General features: G+C 52.0%; 28 protein-coding genes, 1 tRNA gene and 1 pseudogene. 13 read left to right on the plus strand and 17 right to left on the minus strand.

Annotated features, from left to right (window positions below):
* From AC2FNE_RS11230 to AC2FNE_RS11240, 3 genes are all read left to right on the plus strand, one after another.
* Window positions 1-542, plus strand: a 542-nt coding sequence (locus AC2FNE_RS11230) for a TRAP transporter large permease subunit (RefSeq protein ID WP_496805394.1), incomplete at its 5' end; no start/stop codon positions are given.
* A 23-nt stretch (window positions 543-565) separates the two neighbouring features.
* A complete protein-coding gene (locus AC2FNE_RS11235) occupies window positions 566-1,540 on the plus strand; it encodes a TRAP transporter substrate-binding protein (protein WP_496805395.1) in 975 nt (324 codons plus the stop codon).
* A 55-nt stretch (window positions 1,541-1,595) separates the two neighbouring features.
* Window positions 1,596-2,123 carry a TRAP transporter small permease gene (locus AC2FNE_RS11240; RefSeq protein ID WP_496805396.1) on the plus strand — a complete coding sequence of 176 codons (528 nt, stop codon included), beginning with the start codon at window positions 1,596-1,598 and terminating at the stop codon, window positions 2,121-2,123.
* A gap of 466 nt (window positions 2,124-2,589) precedes the next feature.
* On the opposite strand, the gene AC2FNE_RS11245 is transcribed toward AC2FNE_RS11240, so the two are convergent.
* The 3 genes from AC2FNE_RS11245 to AC2FNE_RS11255 form a co-directional block, all read right to left on the minus strand.
* Window positions 2,590-3,318 (minus strand): hypothetical protein, encoded by a 729-nt coding sequence (locus AC2FNE_RS11245; RefSeq protein WP_496805397.1) that lies wholly within the window; start codon window positions 3,316-3,318, stop codon window positions 2,590-2,592.
* A complete protein-coding gene (locus tag AC2FNE_RS11250; RefSeq protein WP_170606369.1) occupies window positions 3,315-5,753 on the minus strand; it encodes a Lon protease family protein in 2,439 nt (812 codons plus the stop codon). Before AC2FNE_RS11250 ends, AC2FNE_RS11245 begins: the two co-directional genes overlap by 4 nt.
* Before the next feature lie 253 nt (window positions 5,754-6,006).
* Window positions 6,007-6,246, minus strand: a complete 240-nt coding sequence (locus AC2FNE_RS11255) for a hypothetical protein (RefSeq protein WP_170606373.1) — start codon at window positions 6,244-6,246, stop codon at window positions 6,007-6,009.
* An 18-nt stretch (window positions 6,247-6,264) separates the two neighbouring features.
* On the opposite strand from AC2FNE_RS11255, the gene AC2FNE_RS11260 reads away from it, so the two are divergent.
* Complete coding sequence (locus AC2FNE_RS11260; protein ID WP_170606375.1) at window positions 6,265-6,567, plus strand: hypothetical protein; 303 nt, start codon at window positions 6,265-6,267, stop codon at window positions 6,565-6,567.
* A gap of 370 nt (window positions 6,568-6,937) precedes the next feature.
* On the opposite strand, the pseudogene AC2FNE_RS11265 reads toward AC2FNE_RS11260, so the two are convergent.
* Together AC2FNE_RS11265 and AC2FNE_RS11270 are read right to left on the minus strand one after the other, a co-directional pair.
* A pseudogene (locus AC2FNE_RS11265) lies at window positions 6,938-7,156 on the minus strand (transposase); the annotation flags it as partial.
* Window positions 7,153-7,455 carry a hypothetical protein gene (locus AC2FNE_RS11270; protein ID WP_170606377.1) on the minus strand — a complete coding sequence of 101 codons (303 nt, stop codon included), beginning with the start codon at window positions 7,453-7,455 and terminating at the stop codon, window positions 7,153-7,155. The pseudogene AC2FNE_RS11265 and the gene AC2FNE_RS11270, both read right to left, overlap by 4 nt.
* Window positions 7,456-7,903: 448 nt before the next feature.
* Here AC2FNE_RS11270 and AC2FNE_RS11275 point away from each other — a divergent pair, with 448 nt between their 5' ends.
* Window positions 7,904-8,059, plus strand: a complete 156-nt coding sequence (locus tag AC2FNE_RS11275; RefSeq protein WP_170606379.1) for a hypothetical protein — start codon at window positions 7,904-7,906, stop codon at window positions 8,057-8,059.
* A 122-nt stretch (window positions 8,060-8,181) separates the two neighbouring features.
* Here AC2FNE_RS11275 and AC2FNE_RS11280 read toward each other — a convergent pair whose 3' ends face one another.
* On the minus strand, window positions 8,182-9,771 hold the full coding sequence (locus AC2FNE_RS11280; protein WP_496805398.1) for a winged helix-turn-helix domain-containing tetratricopeptide repeat protein: 1,590 nt from the start codon (window positions 9,769-9,771) through the stop codon (window positions 8,182-8,184).
* 179 nt (window positions 9,772-9,950) lie between these two features.
* On the opposite strand from AC2FNE_RS11280, the gene AC2FNE_RS11285 reads away from it, so the two are divergent.
* Window positions 9,951-10,205, plus strand: a complete 255-nt coding sequence (locus AC2FNE_RS11285) for a hypothetical protein (RefSeq protein ID WP_170606383.1) — start codon at window positions 9,951-9,953, stop codon at window positions 10,203-10,205.
* Window positions 10,206-10,347: 142 nt separating this feature from the next.
* Here AC2FNE_RS11285 and AC2FNE_RS11290 read toward each other — a convergent pair whose 3' ends face one another.
* Together AC2FNE_RS11290 and AC2FNE_RS11295 are read right to left on the minus strand one after the other, a co-directional pair.
* The gene (locus AC2FNE_RS11290) at window positions 10,348-10,872 is read right to left on the minus strand and encodes a hypothetical protein (RefSeq protein WP_496805399.1); all 525 of its coding nucleotides are present in this window, start codon (window positions 10,870-10,872) and stop codon (window positions 10,348-10,350) included.
* Window positions 10,873-11,241: 369 nt separating this feature from the next.
* A complete protein-coding gene (locus AC2FNE_RS11295; protein WP_496805400.1) occupies window positions 11,242-11,469 on the minus strand; it encodes a hypothetical protein in 228 nt (75 codons plus the stop codon).
* An 820-nt stretch (window positions 11,470-12,289) separates the two neighbouring features.
* Between AC2FNE_RS11295 and AC2FNE_RS11300 the strand changes: the two genes are divergently transcribed.
* Complete coding sequence (locus AC2FNE_RS11300; RefSeq protein ID WP_496805401.1) at window positions 12,290-12,484, plus strand: hypothetical protein; 195 nt, start codon at window positions 12,290-12,292, stop codon at window positions 12,482-12,484.
* Between the two features lie 9 nt (window positions 12,485-12,493).
* On the opposite strand, the gene AC2FNE_RS11305 is transcribed toward AC2FNE_RS11300, so the two are convergent.
* From AC2FNE_RS11305 to AC2FNE_RS11320, 4 genes are all read right to left on the minus strand, one after another.
* Complete coding sequence (locus tag AC2FNE_RS11305; RefSeq protein WP_496805402.1) at window positions 12,494-12,964, minus strand: hypothetical protein; 471 nt, start codon at window positions 12,962-12,964, stop codon at window positions 12,494-12,496.
* Window positions 12,965-13,109: 145 nt separating this feature from the next.
* On the minus strand, window positions 13,110-13,553 hold the full coding sequence (locus AC2FNE_RS11310; protein ID WP_496805403.1) for a hypothetical protein: 444 nt from the start codon (window positions 13,551-13,553) through the stop codon (window positions 13,110-13,112).
* 198 nt (window positions 13,554-13,751) lie between these two features.
* Complete coding sequence (locus tag AC2FNE_RS11315) at window positions 13,752-14,693, minus strand: hypothetical protein (protein WP_496805404.1); 942 nt, start codon at window positions 14,691-14,693, stop codon at window positions 13,752-13,754.
* A gap of 170 nt (window positions 14,694-14,863) precedes the next feature.
* Window positions 14,864-14,940 (minus strand) — tRNA-Arg (locus AC2FNE_RS11320).
* Between the two features lie 116 nt (window positions 14,941-15,056).
* Here AC2FNE_RS11320 and AC2FNE_RS11325 point away from each other — a divergent pair.
* Window positions 15,057-16,082, plus strand: a complete 1,026-nt coding sequence (locus AC2FNE_RS11325; protein WP_496805405.1) for a LacI family DNA-binding transcriptional regulator — start codon at window positions 15,057-15,059, stop codon at window positions 16,080-16,082.
* Between the two features lie 10 nt (window positions 16,083-16,092).
* Window positions 16,093-17,304 carry a winged helix-turn-helix domain-containing protein gene (locus tag AC2FNE_RS11330; protein ID WP_496805406.1) on the plus strand — a complete coding sequence of 404 codons (1,212 nt, stop codon included), beginning with the start codon at window positions 16,093-16,095 and terminating at the stop codon, window positions 17,302-17,304.
* A 10-nt stretch (window positions 17,305-17,314) separates the two neighbouring features.
* Here AC2FNE_RS11330 and AC2FNE_RS11335 read toward each other — a convergent pair whose 3' ends face one another.
* The 3 genes from AC2FNE_RS11335 to AC2FNE_RS11345 form a co-directional block, all read right to left on the minus strand.
* Window positions 17,315-18,232, minus strand: coding sequence for a helix-turn-helix transcriptional regulator (locus AC2FNE_RS11335; protein ID WP_496805407.1), 918 nt, complete (start codon window positions 18,230-18,232; stop codon window positions 17,315-17,317).
* A 96-nt stretch (window positions 18,233-18,328) separates the two neighbouring features.
* Window positions 18,329-18,763, minus strand: coding sequence for a homoprotocatechuate degradation operon regulator HpaR (gene hpaR / locus AC2FNE_RS11340; protein WP_170480826.1), 435 nt, complete (start codon window positions 18,761-18,763; stop codon window positions 18,329-18,331).
* Window positions 18,764-18,931: 168 nt separating this feature from the next.
* Window positions 18,932-20,080: a DUF3095 domain-containing protein gene (locus tag AC2FNE_RS11345; protein ID WP_496805408.1), complete on the minus strand. Its 1,149-nt coding sequence runs from the start codon at window positions 20,078-20,080 to the stop codon at window positions 18,932-18,934.
* 126 nt (window positions 20,081-20,206) lie between these two features.
* Between AC2FNE_RS11345 and AC2FNE_RS11350 the strand changes: the two genes are divergently transcribed.
* The 3 genes from AC2FNE_RS11350 (at window position 20,207) to AC2FNE_RS11360 (ending at window position 23,568) form a co-directional block, all read left to right on the plus strand.
* Window positions 20,207-21,379: an MFS transporter gene (locus tag AC2FNE_RS11350; RefSeq protein ID WP_496805409.1), complete on the plus strand. Its 1,173-nt coding sequence runs from the start codon at window positions 20,207-20,209 to the stop codon at window positions 21,377-21,379.
* A 17-nt stretch (window positions 21,380-21,396) separates the two neighbouring features.
* Complete coding sequence (locus AC2FNE_RS11355; RefSeq protein ID WP_496805410.1) at window positions 21,397-22,434, plus strand: glycosyltransferase family 4 protein; 1,038 nt, start codon at window positions 21,397-21,399, stop codon at window positions 22,432-22,434.
* 111 nt (window positions 22,435-22,545) lie between these two features.
* Window positions 22,546-23,568: an aspartate-semialdehyde dehydrogenase gene (locus tag AC2FNE_RS11360; protein ID WP_170606408.1), complete on the plus strand. Its 1,023-nt coding sequence runs from the start codon at window positions 22,546-22,548 to the stop codon at window positions 23,566-23,568.
* 153 nt (window positions 23,569-23,721) lie between these two features.
* Here the strand turns inward: AC2FNE_RS11360 and AC2FNE_RS11365 are convergent, their stop codons facing one another.
* Entirely contained in the window at window positions 23,722-24,195 is a 474-nt protein-coding gene (locus AC2FNE_RS11365; protein WP_496805411.1) for a metal-independent carbonic anhydrase family protein, read from the minus strand.
* 129 nt (window positions 24,196-24,324) lie between these two features.
* Window positions 24,325-24,861 carry an SRPBCC family protein gene (locus tag AC2FNE_RS11370; RefSeq protein ID WP_496805412.1) on the minus strand — a complete coding sequence of 179 codons (537 nt, stop codon included), beginning with the start codon at window positions 24,859-24,861 and terminating at the stop codon, window positions 24,325-24,327.
* 342 nt (window positions 24,862-25,203) lie between these two features.
* On the opposite strand from AC2FNE_RS11370, the gene AC2FNE_RS11375 reads away from it, so the two are divergent.
* A complete protein-coding gene (locus AC2FNE_RS11375; protein ID WP_496805429.1) occupies window positions 25,204-25,593 on the plus strand; it encodes a hypothetical protein in 390 nt (129 codons plus the stop codon).
* Window positions 25,594-25,621: the final 28 nt, after the last annotated feature.

Below are 25,621 nucleotides of genomic sequence, written 5' to 3' on the forward strand. Positions count from 1 at the left end.
TGCTGGCTGGCCAGTTCTATAAAGGTCTGAACTGGCGGATGATCTTTGACGCGGTCGAGGCCACGGCAAAGATGACCGGGACGATCTTTATCATTCTCGCGGCGATTTCGGTGCTGGGGTACCTGGCGGGACAGCTGGGTTGGTCACAAGCTTTGGCGAATTGGGTGGAGTCCTTTGGGCTAACGGGCACAAAGTACCTGTTTTTCCTTGTGGTCATCTTTCTGGTCGCGGGCATGTTTATGGACACGCCTGTGGCCTTAACCCTGTTGATCCCCTTATTCGCGCCGCAGGCCTTGGAACAGGGGATCAGCCCGATCCAACTAGGCATCGTGCTGTGCTTTAATCTATGCGTCGGTTTGATCACGCCACCATTGGGCAAATGCCTTGTCGTCGTGTCTGCACTGACAAACCTCAATTATTGGCGGCTGGCATACGCTGTGCTGCCCTTCATTTTCGTTCAGGTGTTGTTGTTGCTCGCTCTGGTCTATTGGCCGGCGCTTAGCCTCACTTTGCCTCGCCTGTTCGGACTATCCGTGAACTAACCAAACCTAAGGGAGGACGACTCATGAAACTTAAGGCACTTACATTTGCGACATTGCTCGCAATGGCTACATCTGCGTCAGCAGAGGTCAAAATCGCACTTGACAGCAAGCCGGATCTGGAAACATCCGGCTCGTACAACTGGGCATTCACATTTGGCAACGCACTGAAAGAAGCAGGCATGGATGTGCGCGAAATGCCACGCGGCTCTGTCGGTAATGAGGCTGAAAAATTTGATCAGGTTTCAACCGGTCTTCTAGAAGTGTCGCTGTCTGATGTGCGCGCCGTTGCGCAGGTTGATCCATTTATGTACGGGGTCCGCCTGCCTTACATCTTCGAAAGCATCGCGCATATGGACCGCGCTTTGGCTGCCGGTGATGTCTATACGCGGATCAACGAAAACCTGGCCGAACAAGACGCGATCTTGTTGGCTTTGGCTCCGCTTGGGCCCGCATCTGGCGTAATCACCACCACTCAAGCTGTGCGCTCTCCGGCGGATATGGCTTCGCTGCGGATGCGTGCTTTGGACGATGCGCAGATCGCTATGTATCAGGCTTGGGGTTCCAGCGGCACGATCGTCCCATGGGGTGAAGTTCCTGCGGGCCTGCAAACAGGTGTGATCGATGGATATCTAAACTCGCCTTTCGTGCCAGTGATGTTTGGGCAAACAGACTTCGTTAAAAACTTTGCCGATGCAGATGTGATCTGGCCATTGCGCGCCGTGATCGCGTCCAAAGACTGGTATGATGGGTTGTCTGATGAAGATCGTGCAAGCGTTGACGGTGCTGTTGCAACTGCAGACGCAGCAGCACGTGAATGGTTGGACGCCGCGTCGGTAAATGGCTTGCTAGCACTGGAAGAAAAAGGCGTGACAGTTCAGCGTCTAACACCAGAAGAGCGCGCGGTATTCCGCGAAGCGTCTTTGCCAGTTTATGAATCAGACCTGATGTCCGCAGAAGACACTGCTTTGTGGAAAAAATTATCTGACGAAAACCGCTAAAATGATGGGCGGGCCGCGCTGTGTGGCTCGCCCCTTTTGACACCGGGAAAACAAGATGCGCGACCTAATCATCAGCACCAGTGATCGTTTGCATTTGCTAATGCGTCGCGTCGCCGTTTTTGCGGTCTGCCTGATGTTTATGACCGTCGTTGTGCAGATCATAGCGCGCTATGTCTTTTCCTCTCCACCCATCTGGACAGAGGATGTCGCGCGCTACTCTATGGTGTGGTCTGGGCTGCTGGGCGCGACGCTGTCTTTCAAAACCCAGTCGGATGCAGTTTTGATGCAAAGCGTGTTTCCCAAGCCACCGCATATTCTGGCGGTCTTCGCCACCGCCATCCAAAGCGCTGCGGTCCTGACCTTTATTCTACCAGTCATCTACTTTTGCTTCATCGGCTTAAAAGGCGGTTTTGCGAAAGGTTATCTTGCGCGGCAATCGGGTCTAACAGCAGATACACTTGGCATACCAATGGTGTGGATTTCCGTGGCGGTGCCAGTGTCTATGATCATCATTCTGATCCATCTCGTTGCCAGATGGGCCGGAGATGACGTGACTGAAAATTCTGCGGCTAAGCTTGACTAGAATAACTGTGTTGAGGCATTTGTGACGATTGGCAATGTTCAGAGTCCAATGATGGCTTTTGTAGAGGCTGGCACGCGCTTAAAGCTGTTCTCATTCAATAGTTAGAAAAAGCCTCAACCTGTCAAACAGGCTTATATTTCTAAAGACATTGATTGGCTGCTAAGCGCTTTTTGCGCAGCTAAAAACTCGGACTAACAAGCGGATGGTGCAGGCGAAAATCCTATTGAAGCGGCCATTGATCCGAAAGAGCCAAAGGTCTGAAAAGTCCGCAGAGCAGTCATTCACTGAATTCTGCCGAACGTCTGCTCCGAGCCCGTTCCAGTCATTGGTCCTAACTGCGCCATCATCTAAAAAGAGCGAAAGGTCCTCACTTGGCACACGTACGCTTTGAACTGAAATTTTGTAGAACGTGGACATCCAGGTATGAACGGTCCGTGCGAAAATCAGACCGCCTTCAACCATGCGCTCAAACTCCCAATCCTTGACCATCCGCATCTTCGACCAGGGCAGGGTGCCTTGTCCGGTTGGCCCCGATGACGACAACGGGGCAGCGTGCCGCAGAAACCAGTCGCCTGAGGTCTTCTTCGCTCGTGAGTGGCCCCACGTTGAGATCGACAACAATCGCCGCGGTACGGCTTCGATCCACTCGACTAAAAATTTCTTCTGCGTCCACATCCCCCGCCTCGATCTCAAGGACCGAAGTCTCAGACGCTTTGGCGAGTGCCTGCGCTAAATTCAAAGCGGTCGCCGAGTGTATTTTCGCCGCTCCCAGAAGTAAAACTTTGCCGTTAAACCCAAGCATCGGACGTTGACAAAGCAGCAAGACGTCATCCCCCGCTGTGGCGGCACAGGCGCAGGCCACAAGATCGCCTTCGGCGACCTCGCAGCTCCAACGAGTGGACCGCTCGGCAGCAAGCTGGGACATTAGGGTCCTTAGTGCGCGCGCTTCGCTTTTTGAGACTTGTTGCAGTTTCTCATCGGAAGGAATGTCCTGAAGCGCACCGCCTTTGGAGACGATCCTGTGTCCCGTACCGGTTGCAAAGTTTGAAATCCTCATTTTGACGAGAAGTCCCGCCGGCACAACTTGTAGTCGTTCCAGTATCAATCGGGCGAACGACATTGTCGCCTCCACATCGGCAAGGCTGATGCCTGCGACCAGAAGATGGCTCTCGGGCAAAGCGTTTTCATTAATCACCGATCCCCAGCCTCGCTCGAGTCATTGCGCGACGCGAAAGCCTTTCGATCCTTCGCGAAGCCGCGAAGCCGTTCTTCGACTTCGGCATTCACGCTTCCGTTTGGGAAATTGCCGCCATCTTCTCTTTCCCCTGCCAGGCAGCCGGTCAGGATTTCGACGCCTTCGTCCACGGTCGTGATCGGGATGATCCGGAAGGTGCCATTGTTAACTGCATCGACGACACGGTCACGCAACATAAGATGCTCGATATTCGACGCGGGGATAATGACCCCTTGGTTCCCCGTCAGGCCACGCTCGGCGCAGACATCGAAGAAGCCTTCGATTTTCTCGTTTACGCCGCCAATTGCCTGCACCTCGCCTAGCTGATTGACTGATCCGGTAATCGCGTGGTCTTGCCTGAGCGCCCTACCTGAAAGCGCCGAAAGCAAGGCAATGAGTTCCGCGCAGGACGCACTGTCGCCATCGACCCCGCCATAGCTCTGCTCAAAAACAAGGCTGGCCTGCAAAGAAAAGGGCACGTCGAGCGCGAAGGTTGACGTGAGATACCCAGCCAGAATCATCACACCTTTGGAATGAAGAGCGCCGCCGAGTTCGACCTCTCTCTCAATGTCGATCAGCTTTCCCGCTCCCAGCCGGACCCGCGCTGTGATCCGCGACGGCCTGCCAAACCTATGCGTGCCCGTCTCGATTACGGACAACCCATTTATTTGACCAATCCTTTTGCCATCGGAGTCGATCAGTATTGTTCGCCGTGAAATCGCTTCCTGAAACCGTTCCTGCACGCGCGAGGCACGCCGCTCGCGCTCCTGCACGGCGCGTTCAATGTCTACGTCATTAATTGTCGAATTTCCATCCGCGCGAGCGTAGTGTTCCGCTTCGCGCAGGAGGTCCGTCAGCAAGCCTAATCGCAGCGTCAGCTTCCTCGCATCGTCGGCGATCCGCGTGGCTTCGTCCATAAGCCTGGCGGTGCCAACATCTGATATCGGAAGCAGGTGGTTCTGCCGGACGAAGGCGCGAATGATTGATGCTATGCCGGCCAAGGTTTCGTCGCTACGTTCCACGGCGCCTTCGAAATCCGCCTGCACCTTGAAAAGTTCGGAAAATTCCGAGTCCAGTGCGACAAGCAGGGCGTGCAACATACGGTCGCCAACAAGAACCACCCTCACGTCGAGAGGAATAGGTTCTGGCTCCAGCGACGTCGTTGAGAAAAGACTCATCCGATCCGCAAGAGAGGTAATTGAGATGGATCGTTTCTTCAGGCAACGCTTCAGCGCGTCCCAAGCATAGGGTTCGCCGAGAAGTCGTCGCGCGTCGACAAGGAGGTACCCCCCATTCGCGAGGTGCAGCGCCCCGGGACGTATGAGCGAAAAATCCGTAACCAGTGAGCCCATCTGGGATAAGTGCTCAATCCGCCCGGCCAGCCGCTCCAGCGTAGGAAGGTCCTCTACAACTACGGGCGCGGCAGAGTCCTTCTCTGGGTCGTGGGAGACGATAACGTTGACCTCGTAACGGCGGAAGATCGGGTCCAGATGCGACTTTCCAACTGCTTCAGGAAAGGGGCCGGCTTGCCTCCGTGACGCAGCCTGCAAAAAGATTTCGGGGTTCTCGATCATGTCTTTTCGAACCCGGGCAAGATATTTCGTAGCGCCTTCAATCTGATTTAGGGCCACCTCCGCCTCGCTGATCCTGCCAGAAACCGCGCGCTCCGCCATCTCGGCATTCAGGGCAACGACACGCGCGCGGTGTTCACGTTCCAGTTTTGAGGCATCTCTCAGGATCTCGGAAAGTTCATCCTGGTAGCTTTCCACCTTTTCTTCAATGTAAACTTTCTCGTCTTTGGCCAGCTTCTTGAAATCCTCGGTTTTCAGGACTTGCCCGTCGCGAGTGGCGGCGACCATGAAACCCATTGGTGTCCTGATCAATGTGATATTCTCCGCGCGGGCGCGCTCGGTGAGATCGGCCATCGACTGTTCGTGACGATCGCTATACTCCTCTTCAATCGACCGCCTCTGAGTTTGGTACTCGTCGGATTCGAAAAGGGCTGGCACGTCTGCGGCCAGATCGTCGATTATGCTCTCCATCTCGATTTTCAGACGACTCGCCATGCCAAACGGTAGTTTGAGCGCGTTCGGTTTGTGCGGAGTGTCGAAATTGTTGACATATGCCCAATCACAAGGGGGGGTACGGGTTTCAGCATGAGCGCGCAGGGCTTGTTCGACCGCTGTATGACGCCCGGTACCTTTCGGCCCCAGCACGAAGAGGTTGAAGTCCTCGTGGCGAATCTCGACTGCCAGCCGCAAGGCGCGAAGTGCGCGTTCCTGCCCGACAAGTCGTTCTTCGCCAGCACTCTCGGTTCTGCCAACTTGAAGAATTGCAGGATCACATTTTTGGCGGAGCATCTCTGCCGGTAATGCGCTTGGCGCTCGGGTTACCATCTCAGTCCCCCTAAGAATTTTCAGTCAGAATCTATCTTATCATTTGTAAACAGGCGGACGTTGATTTCCATCAAGGGCTTTGTTTCCATTGATTACGAGCGGTTTGCTTGTCAGAACATTCCAGTCCTGTTCGCGAGCCAACAGTGCGATATGAAAAGCGACGCGTGCAACATAGTCGGCATTATCGCGACATGCCGCCGAAAACTGCCTCATGGAACCGCAAATGCGCGGATCCGGTAAAAACGGTAAGGTCTCAACTTGTTTCCACCTGTCGCCTGGCCAGAGTTTCGGCAGCACTCAATTCTAGTGGCGGAGACTGAAAGATCAACTTGGGCACGCCATAACTCGATAGCGTCACGGCCGGTTCCTTTGCAAGCGCGGCCTGCCACTCGGACGCATCCACAATTGAAATTTCAATCTTCTGCGCTTCCGAATTTAGTGGATAGTTGCGCCGCGCCTCGCGCAGGATTTTATTCCGAAAGCGCAACTGCACCGAAGCTACATCCTATTCATGCGTGCCGTATACTTCAGTATCGTGTATTCTTTCCAGGAGTGTCTCGATATCCTCGCTTTCATGCAGCCGGATTTCTCGGCCCGTGGAAAGAAGGATCACCCGGACTCCCGAATTATTACCGCTGATGGCGACAATGTGCCGGACGTTGACGACGTGTCTCGTGAGATCCTCGTCAATGATTTCAATCATTCGTATCATGTTTTTGCCATTGATCTACCGGCTGTTTACCGTGTCCCAGAGTGCGATCACGACATTTGCAAACCTGACCTCAACGCGACCTCCCGGCAAGTACTTCCATAGAACTATCGGAGAAAACCTGGTTTTAAAGGGCTTCGCTCAACGCGGCAGAGAGCTCGCATTGCGCAATGCTGGGTGACAAAAAATGGACTTGAGACCGGTGTAAGTAGAACTGATTCGACAAAATGCACGAAGACGAAGCTTCCGCCTGCAAACATTCTTGGAGTGACAGCGAAGTCCGCACAATGGTCATTCGTCGCGATTGAGTGAATGACCGCGTCGAGCTCAAATGTATGAACCGGCTGCTGTTCACAAGTGAGATTTTGCGTGTTCTCGGAAGTCGCTGATACGTATCCGATCTTTTGATCGGTGCGCAGGCCGTGGCCATTTTGGGGTTACGCGTGCACCTTGGTCTCATTAGCGGACAGGCCGGGATGAGCTTGTCGAGTGTTAGGTCAGAAACGGCCTTCCGCAGACGCTCATTCTCCTTCTGCAAACGCTTGAGTTCCTTTAGTTGATCGGTTCCCATCCCACCATATTGCTTGCGCCACCGGTAATAGGTTTGTTCCGTTATGCGAACCTCGCGGATCGCATCTGCACGCATCATTCCCTGGCCGACAAGCACATCAACTTGCCGCAGCTTCTGAACTATTTCCTCTGGCTTGTGTCGAAGTCAGTTTCCTCGTGTTCCTCAAAGTCGAAAACTCGATGATTGAAAGGGTTTTCAAGCGTTTCCAGCCCGTTAGCAGTGTGTCCGCAATCACCGCATTGCCAATCGGACAACTCATCGAACGTACTTGGTCCGCCATCGCAGACATTGGAGAAAGACTGGCCCGAGATGTCGACGTTCTCTGAACCACAAATTGGGCAACGCCATTCAATACTGAATGAGACGCGCACTGGGTTTTCGTTTCCAATGGGTCCAAAGGAACCGCTATATTTCTTAATCATGCCTGAAAGCTACCAGCTACGAATGACCAAGAGAAGTCACTTGCTCTCAAGGCGTTTCGGTTGACACGAAATCACAAGTCTTTTGCTCATCTTCGAAAGCCGGTCTTTTGGTTGAGAGGTATCGGATACCCGGCGCACTTTGAATTGCGACGGTTAACAAAAGTTAATCTGAAGCCAACTCAAACAGAAAGTTCAGCGCCCATTTTCGAATAAGCCAATTTACTAATCGCTTAGCTCGAGGATAAACCATGGCGCACGGATTGAGTGTAGACATAGCCCTTTGTGCTAAGAAAATTTCTTCAGAAGGGATTGAAGCTGACTTTCAACATCATGCCAAAGACGTTTGTAGAGCAATGGGGTTCCCCAAGAGCAGGGGTTAGGTTTCCGCTTATCTAATCGAATACAGCCCCCTATCAATGTTTGGTCGGAAAGATGGGATGAAGATGAAATGCGGCAAACGGCCGATCCGTCCGCAAAGTGGAAGTTCAAGCAAGGTGCAGCGAATGTCCGCTGCGATCTCAAAGCAGGCGCTGATCCAACATTTTTGTGCGGCGTTGCAGCTAACGACGGCTTTAAGGCCAAAGGCGACGTTCTAGTGGATTGATGCCGTCCGCAGTGAGTACGAAACGCAAAAACGCCGTGCAGAATGCGGCGCAGACCAAATTTCGATCAGGAGCCGAGCCATCCGCGGTAGCTTTTCCGCCAGAACTTTACACTTAAATTTTGTCAATCCGGCACGCCGGCGGCTCGGAGACCCTCGGAATATTCTGAGCGAAGTGAGGGGTCGCGGATCAACTCGTTTGAACGCAAGATTGCATCTACCGTATCCGGTGCACCGAGGGCCAAAGCCTCCTCCAGTTCCCATTCCGCGTCCTCGGTTTGTCCGGCCCGAGCAAGTGTAGCTGCCAGCCAAATTCTGGAAAAATGCGCAGTCGGATTCATTTCGGCGGACATTGTAAAATCGACAATTGCTGCATCGTAATTTCCTTCAAAATACGAAATGATTCCGCGGTTGCGGATATACCAGGAAGGTGGCTTCTGGTTCAAACCGAAGGCTTTTTCGATCGAATTGCGCGAAGCGTCGTATTCACCGTTTCCAATTTTCAAAAGTGCTAAGAAAGCATAAGCGTCAGGGTAATCCGGCTCGAGTGTGATCGCGTGCTCAAGATGATTAATTGCGCGTGCCGCACTTTCGTTGCTGCCATCTACGCGGGACAAAATTCGGGCAAGCGACCAGTGCGCAAAGGGGTTTTCCGGATCAAGCCGCGTGGCGCGCTCCGCCATTTCGAGAGCAAGTGCTCGATCTCCTTCGGCAGAGGCACTCCATCCATACCGTGACATGAAATCATACATGTTGGCGAGACGCGCGTACGCATCACCATAGGATGGATCAATATCGATCGCGCGTTTGTACAACTCGATCGCCTCAACAACCCCTGAGTGCGTCAGACTTGCCTCGAAATAACGCCCCTGCAAGAGCATTTCATACGCGCGAACATCAGCGGGACGGGCTGCGTATGCTTCATTTAGGCCGAATTCGGCCAACAGCTCGCCGAGAATTCGCTCCCTCAGGTCATCTTGCAGGTCAAATAGTTCGCCAATTTCTCGATCGAAACGCTCTGCCCAAACGGTAGCACCGGTGCTGGTGTCGACAAGCTGTACACTTATTCTAATGCGTTCGCGGTCCCGTTGGACGCTTCCATCGATAATGTGAGATGCACCAAGCTCTTCACGTATCTTTTCCGCGGCGTCATCGAATTGTCGATAACTGAAAGTGGCGCTGCGAGACAGTACTGTCAGTTCGTTATTGTGAGAAAGATCAGTCAGCAAGTCCTCAGCCAGACCGACGGACAAATATTCTTGTCCAGTGTTTTCGCTCAGATTGGCGAATGGGAGTACCGCTAAAGTCACTGGGCCGTCCAGCGTCGTATCCAAAGGTCGCAAGTACAAGATTGTTCCTGCAACCAAGAGAACCACCGCGGCAGTCGCCACAAAAAAAGCGTTTCTCAGGCGTTTTTGATTTTGCCTCGCAGACAACCCGGATTTTACCTCCGCTTCGAAATTGTGCCCCGGGGAAGCCATGAGTTTGTAGCCATGTCTTGGGACGGTCACCAACAGTTTGCTATTCGATGGGCCGAGCGCCCGACGAATTTCCGAAATGCATTGCACGAGGCTATCGTCTGTTACGTGGGTGTCTGTCCAGACTGAGTTCAGTAGATCGTTTTTTGTAACGAGCTGACCTGGATTGGCGGCTAATCTTTTCAGGACACGTGCCGTTTGGGGGCGGAGTGTCACGTTCAAACCGCCGTCGGACATTAGGACCCCGGTTTCTACGTCGAATCTAATAGATCCTAACAGAAGGATATTTTCAGTTTTCGCCAAATTTCGTGCCGGCTTTCGTGACTTTCGTGACCTGGGACAGGTTTCCTATCGGCATTCGCTCTGGGCGACCTAGCAAACGGTACCGGGCCACACAAAATTTTAAGGAGAATACTATGTCCAAGGCAATTACTTTTTGCGCCATCCTCGCAACAGTAGCTTTTCAAGAAGGTGCACAGGCTGACGAGTTCTACGATCTTTCCTTACTTCCTCCTGATGTAGCGGAACGCGTCGTCGAACTGGAAATTTACGGGGATCGGTTTGAGCCCGCCATTCGCGCAGTCCTTGCCGAGGCGACAAAACCCTTTTGGGCTCCTGCTGACTGTGGTGTTCTCAAGCAAGATGACGCCAGTGCAGAGCCACAAGGTTGACTCAGGGTGTTTTGATCTGCTGACTACCAGCACCGCATAGCAGCGAACGGCTGCTTTGTCCGCAAGGCAGACGTTCACGGAATTTTGCCGAATGACCGCGACGAGCCCAAATGGGACGTTCGTTCGAATTGTTTTATCTGGGCTAATTTCGAGACAACAGAGGCAAAATGCTTATGGAAAAGACTGCTCCTGCTGCTGATCCAACGATAACTCCTACCGCACCAACAACCAAAAACGCCGGTAATGTGAGCATCCAAAGTGCTGTCATCATGCCGACGACTTCACCCAAACCTCGCTCCGAAAGGAAGGCGCTCAAAATCAGATAGCCTAGCGCCGCACTTAGCCCTAGGACGGCACCAACGGAAACGGACATTAGTGCAGTCAAGGAGGGTGGCTCACCAGGCGTCGAGCTCTTGAGCACCTTAGAAACAATAAGCGCCAGAAGCGCATAGGGAATTTCCGTCAGAAGCATGATTGGGATTAGCAAAAAAAAGCCGTTAACTAGCCCGTCGGTCTGCACGCCGCGAGACTGCAATACTGCAATAGCAACCAAACCGAGTAGCGGTGGTAAAGCAATTCCGCCTAACAAGATGAAGTTCACCAATAACCAACTTCGGTAGCTGGGATAACCTTTGAACTCAGGTGGGTGTCTGGCAATATTTTTCATTCTCTGGCGCGTATCTGTCTAAGGCCGGTGCAATTCGGCGTTTTCAATTAACGCTAATGATACGAAAATGAGGCGGTATTCGCTTTGATTTGCAGCAATTTCCTTTAAAGATCTGAACGGAAGCTTTGTCCGCATAGCAGTCGTTCATTCCAGGCGATACGAAAGTCCGCTTTCTTTCTTCTGCCAGAATGTCCAGTCGGTGAACTTAAGTTCATTTATTCTGTCCAACAGCTCTTCTAAAATTTTCATCAGGGCTCCACAAAGAAACATACTTATATTCTAAGACTACGATAGGCGTAGCCGACTGTACGCGACGGTCACGGAGCAGAACTTAATAGTTGCAAACGTCACAAATCGCTGCGTCTGGCGTCACTGTCCCCTCAGACCTAAGGAATGGATTATTGCAATGTAAACATACCGCGTACCTATTTGAGCCCCAGCATCGCCCTGTTCCGCTAAAGGCTGCCATTCTTTGAGGGCGGTTTCGTAGTCATTTGCTTCGTATGCCTCCCTACCTTTTTCATAACTCTGTGCAAAGGCAGGGCCGCAAATGGCAAAAATCGCTGCTAAAGCTATTGCACGAAATTCTCGTTTCAATTTAGAGCCTCCGATTTTCGGAACTGGGTAAAGATCGCTGTTATTGTCTAAGCAATGCGTCACTGCTGAATTAAAGGTTTGAGACAGTCAGCAGATCGTTGGTAGGCCAACTTGTATAAAAGCCATTTTTGAAGTGGAGTTGCGTTTTGCTGGCCGAAAACAACAAGCCCGCGTTGCCAGTTTTAAAGGGGACGAGGCAACGCGGGCTTTCTGAGGTAGCAATCAAACAAATAGGCCGGGTCGACCGGAAAAAAAGTCCACACTGCCGAGGGGCTGAACAGGTGGCTGTTCAGCCCCTCTTGTGGGGGTCTTCGGAAGCAGAACTTCCCGGCTTCACTTGTGAAAACAAGAATGTCCACGTTCCGTAAACAATCAACTTATATTGTTTCTTAAATTGAAACAAAAAGATTTTGGAACCGCTCTTTCGCCACACCTAATGTGTGCAGTTCCCGTGACCGCATTTAGTCAAGCCATAGCCCTCACCATCCCTGATAGGCCAATTCCTTCAAACATTCCGCAAACGAACTGTTTCCCTGAGGTTAACAGTGAAGACATACAGTGGGTCATTGTCCGCCAAAACGATCCACGAAACGCAGTAAATTCGATCAAACCCCAATTTCGTTTTCCGCCATTTTGAACAAGCGCTAATTTGTTCCGGTAAGTTGTAATGAGTTTTGTGTTTTATCTGAGTGTTCGGGAATTTGAGCTACACACCTGGCGCTCCGCAAAAAACCCCACGCCTCCTGTCCCTCCGAAGCGGCGGCGTGGGGTTTTTATTTTCAGCGTTGACCTCTGTGAGAACAAGAGTAGAACATTTGCTATGCGCAAATGGCCTCGAACAATCCCATACGACCTGAAATGCAAGCTGGAACAGCAGCAGGAATACCGTTCCAAACCTAGCTTGCAGGACCAATGGGCGACGGTGTTGGAGTGGTTAGAGAAGCACGGAGCGGAAGCGCCATTACATCCGTTGCCAATGGAACCGGAATTGGATGGACCACCGGGGCACCAATGACACCTTGGATTATGAACCTTCGGCTGCCTTCTCCATCTCGTCGGTTAGCTTTTGGATATAATCCAACACAATTAGGTTAGCGTTTTCATACCCTTGAAAAGCGCCTCCTGCTTTGCCGACTATTTCCGAAGCAAAACCGTACCCATGCAAAAGTGAAGCTGGGGCCGCCAAATCAATAGAAACCGATCCCCAACAAATACCGTTGGTTCGTTGGGCATCTGCTTTTATTTGCATAAAAAGGTCAGGTTCTTGGTTATCTTTGACGACCGTATAACCTAGCTCCGATAGCTTATCCTCGGCGTAGGTCCGTGCTTCACCAATATTAGTCCAACAGCCATCTTCGGCCCCATCGGTAATAGCAACCGATACGGTCTCTAAATTGTTTGGGGTTACGACATCTTCCAGCACCCATGAGCCAGCCTTCGCGCTCGCCGGAATTGCCATAGCTGCCGCTAATGCGAATGGTATTATTCTAAGCATGGATTTGTCCTCCAAATGTGTTGCCTGATATTTGGGGCCGCACGCTCAGAACTGCTTGCGAATAAACGCCAATATCGGAATGGGATTGTGTTTTGTTGGCAGGAAATAAAAACCCGTTGCCGAAGGACAGTTGTCGGGGTCGTACCTAATCTGCGCTCAGGGTCCATCCCATGGCATCGGCCATCGCGGACGGAATGATCGTGTTCAGGATTCTTTTCAGGATGAGATGATCAAGCGTGTGGCCGTCGTCCTTGTCTTCTGTTCGATCTAATCCTGCGCCCTGAAGGAGCCGAAAAATGCCCCCATCACTTTGATGGTAGCATGCAGCAACCTTTGTCCAATGGAACATCTCGGTGCTGTGTTGATTGGGTGTGTTCAGTGCCGTCGTCAAGCCGAGCGCGGCGCCCGTACATTGATCGACCAAAAGGCCGAGCTCCCATAGATGGTATTCCCGCGTTTGGAACACGCGATCTAACCGCACATTGTCGGTCGTTTTCAACTCACCCGTCACCCATTCAAGCTCACTTGGCGACAGCCTCGGCAGGCGAGAGTCGAAGTCACTCCAATAGTCGCTAATGGCCTGTGCCATCTCTACGCGCTGATCACGCTCTGCATAGATTTGACAAATTGGACCGCTTTAAACGCGCGCGCCGCGGATTCTTTGTCGGCGTACGAGGCGGCTGGAGTTCCAAAGATGCCGAAACACAGAATCGCCAACAACGGGGTCGAAAAGGGTTTCATATCGATCAGAATCCTATCCAATTTAAGACTTGGCTCAGAATAAGTATCACGGCGACCAAGATCGCACCTTGATAGAACGTGTCCATGCGACCAAGATCGCACCTTGATAGAACGTGTCCATGCGCCCGCGGATGCCCCGAACGTCCCGTGCAAGGAGATTCACGACTTTCTCGAGGTCACGCTCAACAGGTTCCATCCCTGGCTCAAGATAGTCGTCGTCGGGTTCGTCGCGGCGGTCTCCCATTTTCGCTTCGAGCTTTGGAGACCACTCTAGTGTTATATCCTCCAAGCGCGCCTTTGTGTAACCGCGCGCGGCCTTTGGCGCTGCAAATGCGTCTTCGCCTTCGTCCTCACAAAGTATGGCATAGTTGTAGCGGTCACCGACTGATCCTTCCCACCAGAGCTGGTACATGTCAGCTAGGATGGTGAGCCGAACAGATCGGAGGTTGCCTCCTTTGATCGCTTGAGCCAAATCGTCAAATTTGTCTTCTTCCAGGAATACCATCGCGTAGAGTTCCAGACTGTCGTAGTACTCGCCAGCGCCGTGATAGTTAATTTGCCCGCGCTCATCCTTTAGCAAGCCGCCTTCTGGCCTTTCTTCCTCATGCCAAAAGCTTGCCCAATTATCAAAGGTGCTTGTCTCAATGAGTTTCTCAGGTTCAATTCGGTTGATGGTTACGTTCAAATGCGTGAACTCTTCATTTTCGTTCTCATCCAGCGTAACTGCGTGAACCCTGCAATTGTCTAGCTTTCCCCGTGCGTTGATGGATTCCCGTGTAGCGTACCCTGTCGTGCTTGCTGGGTAATTCCCGTCCTTAAACCTCCAATCGGTTCGATTGAAGACGGACATGCGCTCAAGCTGAACCGACAGTAAGTTAGGTACTTTCTCGGACGAACCGTCATGCCGTTTGTCGTCGACCTCGTATGAGTAAACGAACGTCGTGCTGTCCTTCTTTTTCCAGTTTGATGTATTCTTGAAATCGCTCATGAGCGAACGCTAACGCGTTGAAGATCGGAAAGAAAGATACTTGGACCGGGTTGCGGCGCTCCCTCTTGCCCGTTTGTTTTTCATTCAACGTAAATGGTCCGCACTCAAAATAGGGCCATATGGGATTGCGGACCATTTTCAATTTCAGTTCTTGCAATCAATTGTTTAGATGGCGGCCCCGGCAGGATTCGAACCTGCAACCTGCCCCTTAGGAGGGGGCTGCTCTATCCAGTTGAGCCACGGGGCCTCGCAAGGTTCTCTGTAGCTTGGATTTCTGGGGATGTCATGACCTTTGCGTAGCAGTTGTAAAATACGTCTTGTTCACGCTACCATCCGGCAAAACAACAACGCAGGTGCCCTCTCGTGACAACAGAAAACAAACGCCCGCTTACTCTTCGAGATGTATCTGAAGCATCCGGAGTGTCCGAGATGACAGTAAGTCGGGTCCTGCGCAACCGGGGCGATGTTTCCGACGCCACGCGAACCCGGGTTTTGGCCGCCGCGAAAGAGCTGGGTTACGTGCCAAACAAGATCGCTGGCGCGCTTGCGTCCAGTAGGGTCAATCTTGTTGCAGTCATTATTCCATCACTGTCAAATATGGTTTTTCCTGAGGTTCTGACGGGCATTAATCAAGTATTGGAAGATACCGAACTTCAACCGGTCGTTGGCGTAACGGATTACTTGCCCGAAAAGGAAGAGAAGGTCCTGTACGAAATGTTGTCATGGCGGCCGTCGGGCGTAATTATCGCTGGACTGGAACACACAGATGCAGCGCGCGCCATGCTGGATTCGGCAGGTATCCCAGTTGTTGAGATCATGGATACGGATGGAAAACCGGTCGATGCGATGGTCGGAATCTCTCATCGCCGCGCGGGGCGCGAGATGGCACAAGCGATCCTTAAGGCGGGGTACCAGCATATCGGCTTCATGGGCACTAAGATGCCTTTGGATCATCGGGCCCGTAAACGGTTCGAGGGATTTACCGAATTGCTGGGCAAACATGGGATCGAGATTGAAGATCGCGAATTTTACTCGGGCGGGTCGGCGCTGGCTAAAGGGCGCGAGATGACGCAAGCGATGCTCGAACGGTCACCTGACTTGGACTTTCTGTATTACTCCAATGATATGATCGGCGCGGGCGGGTTGCTGTATTTACTTGAAAAGGGAATTGAAATACCTGGTCAAATTGGCTTGGCCGGGTTCAACAATGTTGAGTTACTGCAGGGTTTGCCGCGCAAACTGGCGACCATGGATGCCTGTCGTCTGGAAATTGGCCGCAAAGCGGCCGAAATAATCTCGACCCAACTGAAAGACCCGGAAGTAGAGATAGAATCCCGCATAACCCTGACCCCCAAGATCAGCTTTGGTGATACGCTCAAGCGGCGCTGACGGAAACTAAATGCAAAAACTAGATAATAAGGCGGCCCGTGCCCTGTTCATGGATCGCCATGCTCTGCTAGAGCAACCATCCGGTTCGGCCAAAGGTGCCGACTTGTTGAACTTGATTCAGCGGTTGGGCTTCGTGCAACTCGACAGCATCGACACTGTCGCCCGCGCACATGACATGATCCTGTTTTCACGCAGGCCATCCTATCGGACCAACAACTTGAAACGCCTATATGAGGCGGATAGAGCGTTGTTCGAACATTGGGCGCATGACGCTGCAGTGATTCCAATGGAATACTATCCTCATTGGCACCTACGTTTTCAGCGCGATGCAAAAACGATGAAGGCGAGATGGAGTAATTCCCGGCGCGTGACAATGGAAGAACAATTCGGCGCAGTCTTGCGCCATGTTCGTGATCATGGGCCGGTTAGCTCTTCTGATTTGGGGAAAGGCGAAAAAAAGGGAACGCCAGGCGGCTGGTGGGATTGGCATCCTTCCAAAACCGCGCTGGATTACCTATGGCGTTCTGGTGCCCTGACGGTCATTGGGCGCGAGGGATTCCAAAAACGATATGATCTAACTGAACGTGTGATCGAGGAGCATTTATGCCCCGGTTACCAGGAATTCAGTTCGGCGGATACCATCGATTGGCTGTGCAACGCCGCGCTTGACCGACTAGGATTCGCCTCATCGGGCGAACTGGCGGCCTTTTGGGACACCGTTAGCCCGGCCGAGGCAAAAACTTGGACAGATCAGGCTCTATTACGGGGAGAATTAGAGGAGGTCAATGTTTCATGCGCGGACGGACGCATCCGCAAAGGGGTGGCGCGCCCCGGAACTAATGATGTGGCCTTGTCATTACCACCGGCCCCAAGGCGGATCCGAATACTCAGCCCATTTGACCCGATGCTGCGCGACCGCAATCGCGCTGAACGCCTTTTCGGATTTCATTACCGGATCGAGGTTTTCGTGCCCGGGCCCAAACGCATCTATGGCTACTACGTCTTTCCAATGCTTGAAGGCGACCGCCTTATCGGAAGAATGGACATGAAGGCGCATCGAGACGAAAGCGTTCTAAAGGTGAAAGCGGTTTGGCCCGAAAGATCGGTGCGATGGTCACAAGCGAGAACAAAACGACTGGAATCAGAGCTGGACAGAGTGTGCCGGCTCGCCAAACTTGATCGGTTTGATTTTGCAGAAAACTGGTTGAAAGACCCAAAATAGACTCACAATGTCAATCCAGAAACTTCATTTCCTTGATTACCGCCTGAACCTCTTGCAACGAGGAATCGACTGAACGACCCGATGTGTCCAGCTGAGCAGAGGCCTGAGCATACAACGCCTCGCGGTTGGCAAGGATCGATTTCAACTGATCCATCGCGGCCGGGTTTCCGGCCATAGGTCGTTCATCCCCTTGCGCACGGACACGATCCATGTGTTCTTGAGGCGACGCACGCAACCAAATTGTGTGAAAACGGTCTAGCAACTTTGAATATGTGGCTGGTTCCGCCACAATTCCCCCAGCGACGGCAAGCACCATTCGTTCGTTAGACTCGATAGTTCGGTCAAGAGCCTGCGTTTCCAGCTTGCGGTAACCTTCGTGCCCGAAGAACGCCATGATGTCCTGTAGTGGCATCCCAGCCATGTCCTCGATCACACGCGTCAGCTCTACAAAAGGTAATCGCAATGTGTCTGCCGCCAACGCGCCCAGAGTCGACTTTCCGGCACCTCGCAAACCGATGAAGCAAATCCGGTGCGCACGATGGGAATCCAAGGGTTCGGAACTCAGTTTTCGCAACACGGTGTCCTTGACACTGCGATCTGCCCTCTGAAACAACTCAACCACACGCAGGGTTTCCGAATCCCAAGGCTCATTTTCGGCAATAAGCCATTCAATCCTGTAATCCAAAGCCTGCGCAACGCGCTGTAATAACCCGATGGAAATATTGCCCTCTCCCGCCTCAAGCTGGGCCAAATACCGCGTTGAAATTCCTGACTTTTCAGACAGCTCTCGACGTGACATTCGCTTGATCTGCCGGGCCTTACGAACGCGAGCACCCAAGTGAGAAACCAGGTCCAGAAATGTCGAAACAGATCTGCCGGCTGCGTCTTTTGAGTTTTCCGGTAATGTCGGTCGGTTCTGTCCTGCCATCGAATCCAACCCAATCGTGTATTACGGTGCAAAAATTATGCCGAAATCATCTATTTCTCAATTCCGTGAGAAGACTGCGTGGCTGATCCATTGTGATCAAGTTTCTAGATCATCCAATTCTCCCAAAATATCCAGAAGCAAGTCATGTCGATCCGGACCCAGAAGATTGCGAATTTGTTCAGCCTGACCCAAGCTTCTGGCGATGTTTGCCTGAATAATCTGTTCACCGCCTTCGCTGATTTCCACGATCTGGCGACGCCGGTCGTTTGGAGAAATATGGCGAAAAATCAGGTTCTTATCTTCCAGTTTCTTGAGGATCCGCGTCAAACTCGGCAAAAGCAAGCAGGCGCTGGCCGCTATCTGTGTTGGTTCCTGCGGCCCCTGCTCTTTCAGAACCCGCAATACACGCCATTGCTGTTCGGTCACACCAGCATCAGCCAAAATGGCGCGGATCGGTCCCATAACCTTTTCCCGAGCTCTCAGTAAAGCGATTGGAAGAGACCGGGACATCAGTGGCAGTTCATCAGACATGGTCAATTCTTGCTTAAATCTCACCTAAGTGCAACTCATCGTAAAATAAGAACTTTTCGAGTTTATTTGCCAGATCAACAAAAAACTGGAACATCGTAGGCTTGCTCAGATCACATGCGAATACCATGTTTTTCAGGTGAAAGCGCAATCTCTTATTAAAACATTATCTTACTGTGCGCGCATCATCGCCGCGGCCTGCGCATAGCCGCCGGATGCACCATCAACGAAATGCACGTGGTCATCGCGCATCGCTGAAGGGACAAAGCAGGTCATCATCGCCTCCTGTTGGGCGTGCAAGCCATAACGGATTTTACCGATTTTCTGTGCGTCGTCTAAAATTTGGACGATCCGGGACAGCGTGGCAGGGTCGCAATCCAGCGTCATTTTCAAGCCGTCGTCAAATTTGCGGAAATCTGAGTTACTGCTGACCATTCGCTGATAATGCACTGGTTCAAAGTTTCCCAATCGCATGCCCGACTTGAACAAAAGTCCTAGGAATAGGTTTTCGGCAAGCAGTCTGAGCTTGTGCAGAAACAAGTTTCGTCCCTGACGTGAGACATGCGCATCCAAATCAACACCTGGCGGAGGCCATTTTATTGGAGGTCCGTGTTCGGGAACCGGGTGCCCAGCCCTGTCTAAGGACTGTGCCGTGGACAATACCAATTTTGCAATTTCCGCAAAATCGCTTTCGTTAGACTCGGAATCGGGCTGAATAACGAGTGAAACGATTTGACCATGGCGAGCTGCACTGTTGGACCAGCGACAAGAAAGCCCGGTCAAATCGGGCTGCGTGTCGCTATCGTTGGGTGGCACAGCAAAATTTCCAGCTTTCATTTGCCCTTCAGTCCAGGCCAAACCGCCGCCAGATAACATAGCATAGTCTACACCTGATGAAGGCGCATATCGGGCCACTCTGATGTCGCGACCTGCCTGCCTAATGGCTTTGACTGGTATCAGAGCCGCACGCAAGGCGATATCAAACTCGGCTTTGGCCCAACTACGCAAAATGGCCAGAGTTCGATGCGCAATTTCAGCATCCTCAGACGGCACCGCAAATGCTGCGCCATCCCCTCCAAACACGTAGGGAAAGACGCGACCATCCAAAGCGTTAATCATACCCGATATCACCGCCGCGCCAACCATATTGACGGTTTTGTACCGACCTCGCGCAATTTCTCCGGTCGAGTCAACGATATCGGCCACCCCGACATACCAGCTGTCGGGTAGAGCCCGGAACTGATCGGGCTCGCTTAGGCTGAGGAAGTCGTCAGAAATCGGAACCGTCGCATAAAATTGAGAATCTCTGTCAGTCATCATTGATCCGCAAAAAGTAATTCTCGTTGAAGATAGCGTGATCCTTATCGGTTTCCCAAACCTGAATCATATCGCATGAGCTTGTGCACGGCAGCGTGACATGCCAAGCATTCGGATAAGGAGGACTGGATGCAGGCAGGTTTGATCATTTTGTGTCTGGCTTACGTCCTCAGCCAGTTCTTCAGGGCATTTCTGGCGGTTCTGACCACCGACTTGGGACGCGATATTGGTGCGTCGCCAGAGGACTTGGCGTTTGCCTCGGGTCTTTGGTTTTTGATATTTGCCGCCATGCAAATCCCGGTTGGTTGGGCACTGGACCGTATCGGACCCCGCAAAACCGCATCGATCTTGTTGTTGCTTGGCGGTGGAGGCGGAGCAGCATTGTTTGCGGTCGCCACAACGCCAATGCATGTGTCTGTGGCGATGGGGCTGATCGGCGTTGGATGTTCACCGGTGCTGATGGCTTCTTATTTCATATTCGCCCGAGAGTTTCCGCCTGCAAAGTTTGCGACCCTCGCCGCAGTTATGTTGGGTGTTGGCTCGATCGGAAATCTGGTCGCGTCCTATCCAACAGCGCTGGCTGTTGAGCTAATGGGCTGGCGCGCTACTCTGGGCGGTTTGGCATTCGTCTCCACCGTTGTGGCGATGGGAATCTGGGTCTCTGTAACCGACCCCAAGAGGGTAGAGACAGAACATAAAGGTACTGTGCTAAGCCTTTTGAAAAACCCTGCTTTATGGACGATCCTGCCACTGATGCTTGTAGCCTATGCGCCATCTGCCGCCTTGCGCGGACTTTGGGCTGGGCCTTACCTGCGGGATGTTTTTGGGCTAAGTACCACACAAATCGGTCAAGTTACATTGATCATGGGTGCCGCGATGATCGCGGGAACCTTCGCTTACGGTCCCTTGGATCGAATCTTGAAAACCCGCAAATGGGTAATCTTTGGTGGAAACGCCCTGGGCGCGGGTGCTCTGGCGTTTTTGTGCCTTTGGATCGAAGATTCCGTGTGGTTCTCGGCTTTGTTATTGGCCGTCATAGGATTTCTGGGGGCCAGCTTTCCGGTCATCATGGCACATGGGCGTGCATTCATTCCGGCGCATCTAGTTGGCCGCGGTGTGACACTGCTAAACCTGTTTGGCATTGGCGGAGTTGGGTTAGCGCAATTTGCGACCGGGCGCATTCACGCGGCCAATGTCAATATTAGTCCAACGGCACCATACACTGAGATCTTTGCGTTTTTTGCAGTTGCCCTTGTTTTTGGCTGTCTGATCTACCTATTCAGCCGGGACAGCGTGGACTGACGGATCGGAGACAGCCCGTGCAGGAAATCGAAGTAATAGCCCCCAATCTGAAACACAGTCTTTCTGGCGTAACCACAACCGTTGTTCGACTGCTTCCGATTCAGCAAAAAATGATTGGAATTCGCGCGACCGGACCCGGGCTTCCGTCTGATATTCCCCATATTAGGCTCTGGAAAGTACCATTTCTTTCGCGAAAAATCCGTCGGGTTTGGCATGCGCGACGAAACACCGAGATGCTGATGGGGCTAGTGTTAAAGTCGATCTTGCGGTGTAACTTTAGGCTTTTGTTCACTTCAGCCGCACAACGCGACCATTCCCGGTTTACCAAGTGGCTGATTTCCAGGATGGATGGGCTGATTGCAACGACACCTCAGGCGGCATCCTTTCTGAAATACCCTGCTACCGTGATAATGCACGGCGTGAACACTGAATTATTCCATCCAACAAGTGACAAACAGTTACTTCGTGCTTCGGTTGGGTTACCTAATGGCACTCTCATTGGATGCTTTGGCCGAATTCGGCCGCAGAAAGGCGTCGATCTGCTGGTAGATGCCGCAATCGAGGTTCTTCCCAGGCATCCCGACGCCCAGATCGTGTTCACCGGACGTGCAACCAAAGAATTTGAAGGTTTCCAAAAGGAACTAGAAGAAAAAGTTGCCGCAGCCGGGTTGTCCGACCGGCTGCATTTTCTTGGAGAGCGTCCGTGGGAAGAAATCGTTGAAATGTACCGCGCTCTTGACTTGTTTGTCGCCCCAGCGCGCCACGAAGGGTTTGGTCTGACACCATTGGAGGCGATGGCTTCGGGCGTGCCGGTAATAGCTAGCGACGGTGTAGGCGCCTTTAGTGCTCAGATTAAAAATGGGGTGACTGGTCGGCTGGTGGAAAAAGACAACGTACGGGCGTTGGCCGACGCCCTGCATGACATGCTCAGCGATCCTGAAAAACTATCCGAAACAGGAAACGCTGCCCGCGCCCATGTCGAACAATACTTTCGAATCGAGGACGAGGCGCAAGCAATCGTCCGGGTCTATCGCGCTCTGCTGGACGCACCGTAACGGCCACAATCACGTCAAATCGGTGATTTGCGCGGAATTCCTGTGCAATTGGCCTTTTTTCTTTTCTGCAACGCAGCTATGAACGCGCGTCCTTAACTTTGGAGACATGAAATGGGCTATCGCGTCGTTGTCGTCGGCGCCACGGGTAACGTGGGCCGCGAAATGCTGAACATACTGGATGAACGCCAGTTCCCCATCGATGAAATTGCCGCACTGGCTAGCCGTCGTTCCTTGGGTACTGAGGTCAGCTTTGGCGACAAAACGCTCACGACCAAAGACCTGGATACGTTCGACTTTGCAGGTTGGGATATTGCTTTATTCGCTGTGGGATCTGAGGCGACCAAGATTTATGCCCCCAAAGCGGCCGATGCAGGCTGCGTGGTTATAGATAACTCTTCGCTTTACCGGTACGATCCGGATATCCCGTTGATTGTGCCAGAGTGCAACCCGCAAGCGATCCACGATTACAAGAACAAGAATATAATCGCTAACCCCAATTGCTCGACCGCACAGATGGTTGTGGCGCTTAAGCCATTGCACGACCGCGCCAAGATCAAGCGCGTTGTTGTTTCAACCTACCAGTCTGTATCTGGCGCTGGCAAAGAAGGGATGGATGAACTGTGGGATCAGACCAAGGCCATCTATAACCCTACAACCGAAGTTGAACCTAAAAAGTTTCAGAAACAGATCGCGTTTAACGTCATTCCGCAAATCGACGTCTTCATGGAAGACGGCTCGACCAAGGAAGAGTGGAAGATGGTCGTTGAAACAAAGAAGATCGTCGACCCTTCGATCAAAGTCACCGCGACCTGTGTGCGTGTACCGGTCTTTGTTGGCCACTCCGAGGCAGTAAATATCGAGTTCGAAGAATTTCTGGACGAAGATGAAGCACGCGACATCTTACGCGAAGCTCCGGGAATCATGGTAATCGACAAGCGCGAAGCCGGTGGATACGTGTCACCGGTAGAGTGCGCAGGAGATTTTGCGACTTTCATCAGTCGTATTCGGCAGGATTCGACTGTGGAGAATGGCCTGAATTTATGGTGTGTTTCTGACAACCTGCGCAAAGGCGCCGCATTGAACGCAGTTCAGATCGCTGAGTTGTTGGGTCGTGAGGTTCTGAAAAAAGGCTGATTTGAACATCCATTCATGCGTTGACTGATAAAGAACCCCGCCAGCACATGGCGGGGTTTTTTGTGTCACTTGACGATGAGCGGGTTCACGAAAGGCCGTGTGCAAAAATTGAATATTACCTAAGGGCCTCAAGCGATCCCACTTTGATGACCATCATGGTTGGTATGGCAAAGACGAATGATGCAATATGATGCGCAGCGTTCCGTTGGCATCTTTTTTGTAACCCCAACTTTTATCCACCTTGGCCTCATTGCCATCTTTGTCCGTCATCAATACCCAACCCATCCACATCGCAACATCGCCTTCGATGAAAGTTGCAGATGTCTCTGATGTAACCGTTCGCCAACCTTTTAAGCCAAAGCCACTGTCCAAAGGGTATTCTGCATCATGACCAACGAAATAAGACAACGCGCCCTTTCTGGTTGGGCGAAATGTTTGCTTGCCGCTTGCCATAGTCGGTTTGAACAGAACCGGTCCAAGGTTATAGCCATAAGCAGAATCCAGTGTCTTTTCCGCAATCAACCGCGCGCCATCTATACCCTCGACCTCGTAAGCCTTGGCGATTGCCACTAGTGCTTTGCCCCAAGCTACCCGAGCCTCAGCTATCTCGCTCTCGGTGATTGCCATCAGATTACTTCCCCTGCCATTCGGGCAAAATGCCCTGAGTTTTCGCCATTATCTGAAAGGTGTTAGATCATTTGGTCTGCTCAGTCGACCTTGTTTTCAGACCATAAAATACTTGGACACCGTCGATTTTCAGGCCTGCTGTTCAACCAGAGTTTTCAAATTCACTAGACCCCTTTCATAATCGCCACCAACCCAATTATCCATCATCAGCCCCATCCAACGCGACATAGGGTTCAATCCCAATTCAGATTCGAATCCCCAAGTTACTTGCGTTTGATTTCCCTCAGGTTTCAATTGAAACGAGGCCGAAGCAGTCCCCATCGGCCCAAAATTCAAAGCCGTCTTAACGGATTGATCTGGGATGCTCTCGATGATCTCCTGCGATCCACTGCCAACTTGCGGATGGTCAGAGCTCCATAACAAAGTATTGCCCACCCCAGCCTCGGGACCGCTGTATGACAACTCGGTCTGCGGGTCGCGGGACAACCATGGCGACCATTTTTCGGTCTGTTGCATGGAATTTACATAAGGAAAGATTGCACTGGCGGGAGCGTTGATAGTGATACTGCTGGAAACTTCCGCCTTACTCGGCAACAAATAAGAGACGCCAACAAGAGCCAAAATGAGGACAAGCAAAGTTAAGAGAATACGTTTTATGAATCGCATGTCACGCTCCTTAATAGAAATTGGTTGGGGACGTTATACAGACAACTCGCGATATCAGACATCAGATACGCACAGCTCAATACAAGATTTCCAACTATTGCATGAAGAAGAAAAAAGGCTCTAACCCGACACAAATGGGCAGAAATGACCTTGGCGACCCTGGTAGAAATTCAAGCGTTTCCAGCAAAGGCTGTGCGCAATCCACCTTTGAACTCTCCCAGGTAAAGAAAGCAGCTCGTACAAATTCTCAAAAAATTCGAAACATAATCTTCCTGCAGTGCAACGATTTAGCAAGGATTGGACGCAATTTTTGACCGGCGCCGTGGGGGCGCAACAATTGGGGTGAATGTGGTGAACAATATTATCACACTAGAACAAAAGGAATCCGTGCGCCTGGATCCGGACCGCTTGAACGTTCTGTACCGGCAATTGGTTGATGCGAATGCTACAGACGTGCTGAGTCGCACGATCGAGGAACTGGCCTTACGCATTTCCAATTGCGAACAACACTGGCGTCAGCGGAATTGGGCCAATCTGCGCAAATGCGTTCGGTCGCTTGTCGGTATTTCGGATCAGGTTGGGATGACAGCACTTGCCCGCGTGGCAGAAGACGTGTCCCACACAATAGATGCTGGTGACGCCGTCGCTACGGGAGCGACACTGAGACGATTGATTAGGGTAGGTGAACGCTCCTTGACTGCCGTTTGGGACCAAAAGGACCTGACAGTCTGACCGGGGGTTGCAGGCAGGACTTTGGCGG

The organism is Ruegeria sp. YKSD179, from assembly GCF_059612885.1.